Source organism: Achromobacter sp. UBA5777, from assembly GCF_002418565.1.
GTDB lineage: Bacteria > Pseudomonadota > Gammaproteobacteria > Burkholderiales > Burkholderiaceae_B > Achromobacter > Achromobacter animicus.
In genome coordinates this window covers 1-10,912 of the sequence record NZ_DIEJ01000112.1, presented here as the reverse complement: position 1 = coordinate 10,912, position 10,912 = coordinate 1, and the positions used below count along the sequence as shown (strand labels likewise).

Sequence of the window (10,912 nt, the reverse complement as noted above, 5' to 3'; positions counted from 1 at the left end):
GCGGCGCCGAGTCGCCCGAGGTCGGCGCGCGCGTGATCCTGGCCGTCTCCGTGGCGGGCGTGCGCGGCGCAGTGACGCTGGCCGGGGTGATGACGCTTCCCTTTGCGCTGGACAGCGGCGCGCCATTTCCGGCGCGCGATCTGGCGGTGTCGCTGGCGGCCATGGTCATCGTGTTTTCGCTATTGCTGGCCAGCGTGGCCTTGCCCCCCTTGATGCGCGGATTGCACTTTGCGCCGAACAGCCGCACCGAGCGCGAGGCATCGCTGGCGCAGGACGCCATGCTGCGTGCGGCGCTCGACAGCGTTGCGGCCGGCGCAAGGCGCCGGGGCGGGGGGGANNCCGGGGCGTGGAGAATCCGGAAAACGCCGCGCTGTATCTGGAGGTGGCGGAGAACCTGAGCGGCGCGTTGCGGCGGCAGTCCGGCGAGGCGGCGGACGTGGCCGATACGGAACGCCTGGGCAGGCAGATCGCCATCGAGCGCGAACTGAGGCTGGAAGCCATTGCCGCTTCCCGCGAGGCGGTTTTCCATCTGGCTCGTACGCACCGCATCTCGGATTCGCTGGCGCGCGAGCAGGGGCGGCTGCTGGACCTGCACGAAGCGCATCTGCGGTAGCGTCGTGTGCGTGCCCGAGGCCGTACGGCTTGGTCGCACATGATCCGCGTGACGATATGTCGACCCGCTCAGATCGGTCAGACCCTTAAAGTATTGAGAATTCCAGGCTGCCCTCGGCGTATTCGTAGATTATTTATGCTTTAAAGGTATCAATTCGGATTTGCAAAGTATTGGACGCGAAAAGTCGCCGGGTTCTATAAACGCCTCGTGACCATCCCTTACCCAACGCCGTCCATGTCCGCAGCCACTATCGAACGCATCGAAACCTGTCTCGTCGACCTTCCCACCATCCGTCCGCACAAGCTGTCGGTGGCCACGATGTATGGCCAGACGCTGATGCTGGTGAAGGTGTATTGCAGCGACGGCGTGGTGGGCATTGGCGAGGGCACCACCATCGCCGGCATGGCGTACGGCCCGGAAAGCCCCGAGGCTATGAAGCTGTCGGTCGACGCGTATTTCGCNNCCCGCCATGATCGGCCAGGACGCCACCCGCGTGCAGGCACTGATGGCGCACGTGGGCAAGCTGGTCAAGGTGAACCACTTTGCCAAGAGCGCGCTTGAAACCGCGCTGCTGGATGCGCACGGCAAGCGCCTGGGCGTGCCGGTCAGCGAACTGCTGGGCGGCCGGCGCCGGGATCGCGTGCCCGTGGCGTGGACGCTGGCGTCGGGCGACACCGACCGGGACATTGCCGAGGCCGAGCAGATGCTGCAAGAACGCCGCCATCGCATCTTCAAGNNTTCAAGCTGAAGATCGGCGCCCGCGACCCGAAGGTGGATATCGCCCACGTGGCCGCGATCAAGCGCGCGCTGGGCGACCGCGGCGCGGTGCGCGTCGACGTGAACATGGCGTGGAGTGAAACGCAGGCGGCGTGGGCAATTCCCGCGTTGGCAGCGGCCGGTTGCGAGCTGGTGGAGCAGCCCGTGGCCAGCGCAGCGGCGCTGGCGCGGTTGATGCGCCGGTTCCCGGTGGCGCTGATGGCCGACGAGGTATTGCAAGGTCCGGACACCGCGTTCGAGATCGCGCGCCAGCACGGTGCGGATGTCTTCGCCATCAAGATCGAGCAGAACGGCGGCCTGTTTGCGGCGCAGCGTGTGGCGGCGATCGCGGATGCGGCAGGCATCGAACTCTACGGCGGCACGATGCTGGAAGGCGCCGTCAGCACGGTCGCGTCGGCGCACCTGTTTGCCAGCTTTGCGCATCTGCAATGGGGCACGGAGCTGTTCGGCCCCTTGCTGATCACCGAGGAAATCCTTGCCCAGCCGCTCGATTACAGCGACTTCGAATTGACCGTGCCTGCCGGACCGGGGCTCGGCATCGAGCTGGACGACGCCCGCGTCAAGCGTTTCACGCGCGACGGGCTGGTCAAGGTCACGAACAAAAGCCATTGAGAAAACCTGGCGATGCGGCGCATGCAACGCTGCATTTCCCGACCCATACCAATAGACAAACCCTGGAGACAGACATGAGCCTCGACGTATTCAACACCCCGGAAGTGCAGGACCTGCTGAAGGCCGCGACCAACATTGCAGGCAGCGAGGGCAAGCCGCGCTTCAAGCAGATCCTGAACCGCCTGTTGAGCGATCTTTTCAAGGCCGTCGACGACCTGGACATCACGCCCGACGAGGTGTGGGCCGGCGTCAACTACCTGAATCAGCTGGGCCGCGACGGCGAGGCCGCGCTGCTGGCCGCCGGGCTGGGCCTGGAGAAATTCCTGGACGTGCGCATGGACCACCAGGACAAGCTGGCCGGCCTGGACGGCGGCACGCCTCGCACCATCGAAGGCCCGCTGTATGTCGCAGGCGCGCCCGTGCAGGACGGCGTTGCCCGCATCGATCTCGATCCGGATGCGGACGCAGGCCCGCTGGTGATTCGCGGCGTCGTGCGCGATACCAACGGCGCGCCGCTGGCCAATGCGGTGGTGGAGTGCTGGCACGCGAACTCCAAGGGTTTCTATTCGCACTTCGACCCGACGGGCGCGCAGACCGACTTCAATCTGCGCGGCGCGGTCCGTACCGACTCGGATGGCAAGTATGAGTTCCGCACGCTGATGCCCGTCGGCTACGGCTGTCCGCCGCAAGGCGCCACCCAGCAGCTGCTGGACGCGCTGGGCCGCCACGGCAACCGCCCGGCGCACGTGCACCTTTTTGTCAGCGCGGACCAGCACCGCAAGCTGACGACGCAATTCAACATCGAGGGCGATCCCCTCATCTGGGACGATTTCGCTTACGCCACCCGCGAAGCGCTGATCCCGCCGGTGACCGACAAGACGGGCGGCGCCGAACTGGGCCTGAAAGCCGACGCGTACAAGGAAATCGAATTCGACGTCGTGCTGACGGGCCTGCTGCAAGGCAAGGACAACCAGATCGTCAATCGCCTGCGCGCTTCCGCCCAGGCCTGAACCCGGCAGGCATCGCCACCGCGCGATGCCGCCATTCGACACCCATACCCATACCGATAACGGGCTCCGCGTGAGCCCGGGGAGACTCTCATGGCCTCAACAATCTCCATTCCGAGCCTGATCGATCAGGAACGGATGGGCGCCTTTCAGTGGCGCGTCCTGATCCTGTGCTTTCTGATCGCTTTGTTTGATGGCTTCGACACGCAGGCAATGGCGTTCACCGGGCCCGCGATCCTGACGGCATTCAAACTGCAGGCCGGCGAACTGGCGCCGATCCTGACCGCCGGCATCGTCGGCATGACGGTGGGCGCCATGACGTTGGGCCTGGTGGGCGACCGTATCGGCCGCCGTCCCGCCGCGCTGATCGGTGTGGCCGTGTTCGGGCTGGCGACGCTGTTGACGGCCGCCGCTACGGAGACATGGCAGATTCTGGCGCTTCGGTTCATCGCCGGGCTGGGCATGGGCGGCTGCACGCCCATCTTGCTGGCGCTGGCGGCGGAATACGCGCCGGCACGCCATCGTGGCGTGGTGATCACCGGCGTGTTGCTGGGTCTGCCCGCGGGCGCCATGCTGGGCGGCCTGTTGGCTGCGCGCATGCTGCCCGTGATCGGATGGCAAGGCATCTTCATCGTGGGCGGCGTCGCGCCGCTGTTGCTGTTGGCGGCGCTGGTGGTGCTGCTGCCCGAGTCCCTGCAATTCAAGGCCATGCGCGGCGACGCGGCGGGCCAGGGGTATGTTGCCCGCATCCTCGCGAAGATCTCGCGCCAGCCGCTGCCTGCCGGCGTGCGGTTCACGGTGCCGGAAGACGCGACCATCCGCGCCAGCGTCAAGGCGCTGTTCACCGACGGTTATGCCCGCAAGACGCTGGCGATCTGGTCTGTGTACCTGTTGAACTGGGTTGCGTGGTTCATGCTGCTGTCGTGGCTGCCTACGGTGCTCAAGGCCGCGGGTCTGCCGGCCGACCAGGCGCCAATGGGCACGTTCACCGTGAATCTCGTGTTCATCGTGTGCGCCTTCCCGCTGTCGTACCTGATGCCGCGCGTGTCGACCCGCACGCTGCTGATCGCGATGTTCGCGCTGGGCATCGCGGTGTCGCTGGGGCTGGGCTACGCAGGAACGGACTGGACGCTCGTGTTCATCCTGATCGGCGCGGCGGGTCTGGGCATCGGCGGCCAGCAATTGGCGCTGAACTACCTGGTCATCGGCGCGTATCCTACCGCGCTGCGCGCCACGGCGACCGGCTGGTCGATCGGCGTGGGCCGCGCCGGCGCCATCATCGGTTCGGCCATCGGCGGCAGCTTCCTCGGCTGGTTTGGTCCGTCGGGCTTCTTCATGGTGCTGGCGGTTCCGCTGGCGGGGGCGCTGCTCGCCGTGCTGGCTGTGGACAACAAGTCGTCGCAACCCGTGCCGGGCGAGCTGTCGCGCGCACATTGACCGGGAGCTTGCATGAATCGCTTTGAAAATCAGATCGCGCTGGTCACCGGCGCAGCCCAGGGCGTCGGACGCGCTACCGCCAAACGCTTGGCATCCGAAGGCGCTGCGGTCGTGCTGGTCGACCGCGCCGCCGAACTGGGCGAGGCCGTGGCCCGCGAGATCCGCGAGGAGGGAGGACAGGCGTCGTTCATCGACGCCGACCTGGAAACCCACGCCGGTGCACAGCGGATGGTGCAGTACACGCTGGACACGCACGGCCGTATCGACGTGTCGGTCCACAACGTGGGCGGCACGATCTGGATGAAGCCGTTCTGGGAGTACACGCCGGACGAGATGCAGCGGGAGGTCACCCGTTCGCTCTGGCCGACGCTGTGGTCGTGCCGCGAGGTGATCCCGGTGATGAAAAGGCAAGGCCGGGGCGCCATCGTCAACGTCGGCTCAAACGCCACGCGCGGCATCTACCGCGTGCCGTATTCGGCATCCAAGGGCGGCGTCCACGCGGCCACCGTCTGCATGGCGCTGGAACTGGCCGAATCCGGCGTGCGGGTCAATTGCGTGGCGCCGGGCGCCCTGGACAACGGCGTGCGCGCCATTCCGCGCAACACCGAAGCCCCTTCGGATCAGGACCGCATCTGGCAAGGCGAGATGTACACGGACTGCCTGGCCGGCACGCCCATGCATCGCATGGGCAGCATGGAAGAGGTCGCGTCAGCGATCTGCTTTATGGCGGCGCCGGAGGCGTCGTACATCACGGGGCAGGTGATGTATGTGGCGGGGGGGCATGTGGGGTGAGGCGGCGCGGGGTGTCAGACACCCGCTGAGGGCCCCGTTCTCGCAAAAGGAAAGGCCGCTCGCTCTTGGCAGCGGCCTTTTCTGTTTGCACCCGCCCTTTGATGGGGGCTCGCGACGTCTACGCAGCTCGGGCGAGCGGCGCGGCGCCGATGCGGCTTAGGGAGCCGGAAAACGGGCCGGAGCGCGGGCGGGACTGCGGCTGGCGTTCGCCGTGGATCAGGCCGCGCACCGCTTTCAGCACGTCATCCGGGCTAGCCGGTTTGCGCATCAGCATCGCACGGCCCGCGCACGCTTCCAGGATCTCGTGTTCCGGACGGCCGCTCAGCACCAGCACCGGCGTTTCATGCAGATAGGCGTTATCCCGCATGGCGGTCAGGAGGGCGGCGCCGTCCATGCCGGGCATGGACAGATCGGTGATGACCAGGTCGGGGCGCAGGGCGATCATCTGCTGCAGCGCGGTCAGGCCGTCGGTATGCGTCGTGACGTCATAGCCTTCGCTGCTCAGGAACTCGCTCATCAGGGCGACCAACGTGGGTTGATCGTCCACCAAAAGAATCTTCGTCATTTTTTTCGGTGCCACGGTGGGCAGGAATTCGGTTGTCTGCGCGGCCGGCTGTCCCCGGGTTCAGGCGGGGTGGGTTGAGGGCGTGCCAGCAAAGGCGGCAGGCGCACGGAAAGGCGGCCGGCAGATCGGGAAGCCGAATCCTAGGGCATGGCAGGGCCGCGTTGGTGTAGTAGTTGTATCCATACGCAACCCAACTGCGCGCATACCTGTATAGTTCGCCAGTGCGCAGGATGGACTGCAGGCATACCGTCCCTATAATTCTTCGCACTCTGCCTTAGCGCAATCCGCGCGCTTTCCCTGAATTGGTAATCGATCTCATGCTGAAATCGCCGCAGCCGGCCAGTCGCCTGGCCTTTCCCCGCACTTTGATGGCCGGATTCATCCTGGCCGCGGTGGCCACGCTGGTCATCGCCTTCGTCAACGTACGCTCGGCGGACACCCGCGTGCGTGCCGTCCAGTCCATGGACCGCGCGACCGAGTCGCTGCGTCAGCTCAGCCTGTTCAATTCGGCCCTGAAAGACGCCGAGATCGGCCAAAGGGGTTACCTGCTGACGGGCGACCCGGCCTATCTGGAACCGTATGTGCGCTCGGTGCCGCTCATCGAGCAGCGCTTGACCGTCGTGCAGGAGTTCTCGCAACAGGACGCGACGCAGCGCCGGATTGCCAATGACATCGCGGGCATTACGAAGCAAAAGCTTACCGAGTTGAACAACACCATCGAGATGCGCCGAGCGGGCGACGTCGAAGGCGCCCTGGCGGTGGTGCGGACCGATTCGGGCAAGGAGGCGATGGACCGGCTGCGCGATCTCGTCGGCGACCTGTATACGTCACAGATGCGCCGCGTTGAGCAGGAGCGCGACGCCTGGAGCGATGCGGCCACGACCTCCACCTACTATTCCTGGGGCGGCGCCCTGGTGCTCCTGGTCTTGATCTTTGCCTCGGCGCTCATGACCATCCGCGAGTATCGCGTCAAGGCGCGCCAGGCCTGGGTGACGACGGGCCTGTCGGGCCTGAGCATGCGGCTGCGGGGCGACCAGCGCCTGGACGAGATCGGCAGGCGCGCCCTGGACTATCTGGCCGAATACCTGAACGCCAGCGTCGGAGCGGGTTATGTGGTCAACGGTGACGACCTCGAGCTGTTCGGCGGCTACGCGGTGCCGCCGGAAAGGCTGCCCCAGAAGATTTCCACGGCGCAGGGCCTGGTCGGCCAGGCGGCCGTATCGCGCAAGCTGCTGCACGTGCGCAACGTGCCCGCCGGCCACCTCGAAGTCTCGTCCGCCACGGGCCGCTCGAATCCGGTCGAACTGGTGGTCGCGCCCGCCATGCAATACGAGCGCGTGTACGCGGTGATCGAGCTGGGCTTCAATCATCCGGTCAGCGAGGGCGAACGCAGCCTGCTGGAAGGCGCGTCCGAAATGCTGGCGTCCGCCATCCGTGCCGGCATGGACCGGTCGCGGCTGGAATCGCTGCTGGCGGAAACGCAGCGCCAGTCCGAAGAGCTGCAGACCCAGCAGGAAGAGCTGCGCGTCAGCAACGAGGAACTGGAGCAGCAGAGCCGCATCCTGCAGGAATCGCAGGCGCGCATGGAACTGCAGCAGACCGAGCTGGAGCAGACCAACCTCAATCTGGAATCGCAGACCGAACAGTTGCTGCGGGTGCAAAGCGCGCTGACCGACAAGGCCCGCCTGCTGACGCAGGCCAGCCAATACAAGAGCGAGTTCCTGGCCAACATGAGCCACGAGCTGCGCACGCCGCTCAATTCCACGTTGATCCTGGCCAAGCTGCTGTCCGACAACAAGACGGGCAACCTGACGGCCGAACAGGTGAAGTACGCGCAGACCATCAACGCGGCGGGGCGCGATCTGCTGGCGCTGATCAACGACATCCTGGACCTGGCCAAGATCGAGGCGGGACAGGCGACGGTCGAGATCGAAGACCTGGCCGTCACCCCGGCGCTGCAGCGGCTGCTGGAACCGCTGCGGCCGCTGGCCCAGGAAAAGGGCCTGGCGCTGGAGCTGGATATCGCGCGCGACGTGCCGGACACCCTGCGGACTGATCCGCAGCGGCTGGGCCAGGTGCTCAAGAACCTGCTTTCCAACGCCATCAAGTTCACCGAGCAGGGGTTCGTCGCGCTGCGCGTGACGCGGGCGCCGGGGCGCATGCTGTCGTTTGCGGTGCACGACACCGGTATTGGCGTGGCTCCCGACCAGCACGAACTGATTTTCGAGGCATTCCGCCAGGCCGACGGCAGCACGCACCGCAAGCATGGCGGCACCGGGCTGGGCCTGTCGATTTCGCGGGATCTGGCCAAGCTGCTGGGCGGCTCGCTGTCGCTGGTCAGCACGCCGGGGCAGGGCAGCGTGTTCACGCTGCTGCTGCCGATGAATATGCTGGTCGTGTCGACCGCCCCGGCGCCGCGCGAGGGCGCCGACGCGCCTACGACGCTGGCAGGCCCGGCGGGCGTCATCGCTGCCCCGCCCGTGGCGCGCACCGAGCCTGCCGAACCCGCCGCGCTGGCCCAGTCAGCCGAGCCAACTGAGCAGGAGCCGGGCGAGACCTTTGCCCGAACCATCCTCGTCATCGAAGACGACGAACGCTTTGCGGGCATCCTGGCCGATCTGGCGCACGAGATGGGCTTTGGCTGCCTGGCTGCGCACACCGCGACGGACGGCCTGGCGCTGGCGGCGCAGCGGCGCCCCGACGCCATCGTGCTGGACGTCAACCTGCCCGACTTTTCCGGCCTGGGCGTGCTGGATCAGCTCAAGCGCAATCCGAACACCCGGCACATCCCGGTGCACATCGTGTCGGTGGCCGATTACGCACAAGAGGCGCTGGTGCGGGGCGCGGTGGGCTACGCGCTCAAGCCGGTCAAGCGCGAGGAACTGGTTCACGCGCTGCATCGCCTGGAAGCGAAGTTCACGCAGAACGTGCGGCGCGTGCTGGTCGTCGAGGACGACGACCGCCAACGCGACAGCGTGCGCGAACTGCTGGCGCGCGACGACGTCGAGATCGTGCTGGCGGCCAATGCCGGCGACGCGCTGGCGCTGCTGCGCGACACCACCTATGACTGCGTGGTGATGGACCTGAACCTGCCCGACATGAGCGGCTACGAACTCCTGCGCGAAATGGCCGATCAGGAAAGCGTGTCGTTCCCGCCCGTGATCGTGTACACCGGTCGCGCGCTGTCGCGCGACGAAGAGCAGCAGCTTCGCCGCTTCTCCAAGTCGATCATCATCAAGGATGCGCGTTCGCCCGAACGCCTGCTGGACGAAGTGACGCTGTTCCTGCACCAGGTGGAAGCTGAACTCCCGCCGCAGCAGCGCCAGATGCTGGAACTGGCGCGCAGCCGCGACACGACACTGGAGGGCCGCACGGTGCTGGTGGTGGAAGACGACGTGCGCAACGTGTTTGCGCTGTCCAGCATCCTGGAACCCACCGGCCTGCACGTCGAGATTGCGCGCAACGGTCGCGAGGCGCTCGATGCCCTGGGCCGGGCCGGCGTCAACGGCCACCGTGCGGTGGACCTGGTGCTGATGGACATCNNGATGCCGGAGATGGACGGCTACACGGCCATGCGCGAGATCCGCGCACGGCCCGAGTGGCGCCGCTTGCCCATCATTGCCCTGACGGCCAAGGCCATGAAGGACGACCAGGAGAAATGCCTGGCCGCCGGCGCCAACGACTACATCGCCAAGCCGCTGGATGTCGAGCGCCTGCTGTCGCTGGTGCGCGTCTGGATGCGCAAGTAAGCCTGACCCGGCCACGACACAGCGATCACGCCCATGCCCAATCAGAACAAGGCGAACATCGAAGACATCGAGCAGCGGTTGCTGCTCGATGCGATCTATCACCGCTACCACTACGACTTCCGGGAGTATGCGCAGGCTTCGCTGAAACGCCGCCTGCGCACCGCGCTGGGCGAGTTCGACTGCAAGACGCTGTCGCAGCTACAGGACCGCGTGCTGCACGAGCCCGCGGTTTTTACCAATCTGTTGCAGTACCTGACGGTGCAGGTCAGCGACATGTTCCGCGACCCCAGCTATTTTCTGGCGCTGCGCAACGAGGTGGTGCCGATCCTGCGCACCTATCCCTCGATCAAGGTGTGGGTGGCCGGGTGCAGCACGGGCGAGGAAGTCTATTCGCTGGCCATCCTGCTGCACGAGGAAGGGCTGCTGGACCGCGCGCTGATCTACGCCACCGACATCAATCCGCACGCACTGCGCGCGGCCGAGCAGGGCGTGTTCGACCTGGAGCGCGCTGCGGCCTTCACGGCCAACCATGCGCAGGCGGGCGGGCGCAACTCGCTGTCGCACTACTACACCGCGCGGTACGGCCGCGTGGTGTTCGACAAGACGCTTCGCGAGCACATGGTGTTCTCCGATCACAGCCTGTCGACCGACAGCGTGTTTGCGGAAGTGCATCTGGTGTCGTGCCGCAACGTGCTCATCTACTTCGAGCGCGATCTGCAGGACCGGGCGCTGGGCCTCTTTCACGATGCGCTGGTCCATCGCGGTTTCCTGGGCCTGGGGTCCAAGGAGTCGGTGCGGTTCACGGCGCAGGCCGACGGCTTTGACGAATTCGTGATGGCCGACCGCATCTACCGTAAAAGGGCCGAGCTGTGACCACGCGCGGGCCGGATCTGTCCGTGGACGCTTCGGACGCCTGGGACGCGATCGTCATCGGCGGCTCGTCGGGCGCTATCGACGCCTTGAGCGTTCTGCTGCCGGCGCTTCCCGCCGGCCTTCAGGCGAGCGTGATCGTACTCCTGCACCTGCCGTCCGACCGCCGTAGCCTGCTGAGCGACATCTTCAGCTATCGCTGCGCCTTGCCCGTGCAGGAAGCGCAGGACCAGCAACCGATACAGCCTGGGCACGTGTATTTCGGGCCGCCTGGCTACCACCTGCTGGTGGACCGGGGGCCGCGCCTGGCGCTGTCGATCGACCCGCCGGTGCATTTTTCACGGCCGTCCATCGACGTGCTGTTCCAGTCCGCCGCCGATTGCTATGGCGAGCGGCTGCTTGGCGTGCTGCTGTCCGGGGCGAATGAGGATGGGGCCGAAGGCCTGGCCGCCATCCATGCCGCCGGCGGCCACGCGCTGGTGCAGGCGCC

Annotated in this window: 9 protein-coding genes and 1 pseudogene; 8 read left to right on the top strand and 2 right to left on the bottom strand. The window is 66.5% G+C overall.

From position 1 onward, the window contains the following. The coding region (locus B3446_RS08240) for a hypothetical protein (RefSeq protein ID WP_291379620.1) at positions 1–280 on the bottom strand (280 nt) is incomplete at its 3' end. Positions 281–346: 66 nt separating this feature from the next. Between B3446_RS08240 and B3446_RS08235 the strand changes: the two genes are divergently transcribed. The 5 genes and pseudogenes from B3446_RS08235 (at position 347) to B3446_RS08215 (ending at position 5,238) form a co-directional block, all read left to right on the top strand. Next, a complete protein-coding gene (locus tag B3446_RS08235) occupies positions 347–613 on the top strand; it encodes a hypothetical protein (RefSeq protein ID WP_291379618.1) in 267 nt (88 codons plus the stop codon). A 234-nt stretch (positions 614–847) separates the two neighbouring features. Continuing rightward, positions 848–2,002 (top strand): annotated as a pseudogene (locus B3446_RS08230) (muconate/chloromuconate family cycloisomerase). A 74-nt stretch (positions 2,003–2,076) separates the two neighbouring features. After that, positions 2,077–3,012: a catechol 1,2-dioxygenase gene (gene catA, locus B3446_RS08225; RefSeq protein ID WP_291379616.1), complete on the top strand. Its 936-nt coding sequence runs from the start codon at positions 2,077–2,079 to the stop codon at positions 3,010–3,012. Between the two features lie 135 nt (positions 3,013–3,147). Continuing rightward, positions 3,148–4,446, top strand: a complete 1,299-nt coding sequence (locus B3446_RS08220) for an MFS transporter (RefSeq protein WP_291379622.1) — start codon at positions 3,148–3,150, stop codon at positions 4,444–4,446. 12 nt (positions 4,447–4,458) lie between these two features. After that, positions 4,459–5,238 (top strand): 1,6-dihydroxycyclohexa-2,4-diene-1-carboxylate dehydrogenase, encoded by a 780-nt coding sequence (locus B3446_RS08215; RefSeq protein ID WP_291379614.1) that lies wholly within the window; start codon positions 4,459–4,461, stop codon positions 5,236–5,238. 118 nt (positions 5,239–5,356) lie between these two features. Here the strand turns inward: B3446_RS08215 and B3446_RS08210 are convergent, their stop codons facing one another. Then, positions 5,357–5,803 (bottom strand): response regulator, encoded by a 447-nt coding sequence (locus B3446_RS08210; RefSeq protein WP_224776871.1) that lies wholly within the window; start codon positions 5,801–5,803, stop codon positions 5,357–5,359. A gap of 317 nt (positions 5,804–6,120) precedes the next feature. On the opposite strand from B3446_RS08210, the gene B3446_RS08205 reads away from it, so the two are divergent. From B3446_RS08205 to B3446_RS08195, 3 genes are all read left to right on the top strand, one after another. Beyond that, positions 6,121–9,552, top strand: coding sequence for a response regulator (locus B3446_RS08205; protein WP_291379612.1), 3,432 nt, complete (start codon positions 6,121–6,123; stop codon positions 9,550–9,552). Positions 9,553–9,585: 33 nt separating this feature from the next. Next, on the top strand, positions 9,586–10,425 hold the full coding sequence (locus B3446_RS08200; RefSeq protein ID WP_191577811.1) for a CheR family methyltransferase: 840 nt from the start codon (positions 9,586–9,588) through the stop codon (positions 10,423–10,425). Between the two features lie 23 nt (positions 10,426–10,448). Continuing rightward, positions 10,449–10,912, top strand: a 464-nt coding sequence (locus tag B3446_RS08195) for a chemotaxis protein CheB (protein ID WP_291379608.1), incomplete at its 3' end; no start/stop codon positions are given.

Bases quoted from the DNA above. Each gene is read 5' to 3' on its own strand.
- B3446_RS08215 (WP_291379614.1), top strand. From the start codon at position 4,459: ATGAATCGCTTTGAAAATCAGATCGCGCTGGTCACCGGCGCAGCCCAG.
- B3446_RS08200 (WP_191577811.1), top strand. From the start codon at position 9,586: ATGCCCAATCAGAACAAGGCGAACATCGAAGACATCGAGCAGCGGTTG.
- B3446_RS08210 (WP_224776871.1), bottom strand. From the start codon at position 5,803: ATGACGAAGATTCTTTTGGTGGACGATCAACCCACGTTGGTCGCCCTG.
- catA (WP_291379616.1), top strand. From the start codon at position 2,077: ATGAGCCTCGACGTATTCAACACCCCGGAAGTGCAGGACCTGCTGAAG.
- B3446_RS08220 (WP_291379622.1), top strand. From the start codon at position 3,148: ATGGGCGCCTTTCAGTGGCGCGTCCTGATCCTGTGCTTTCTGATCGCT.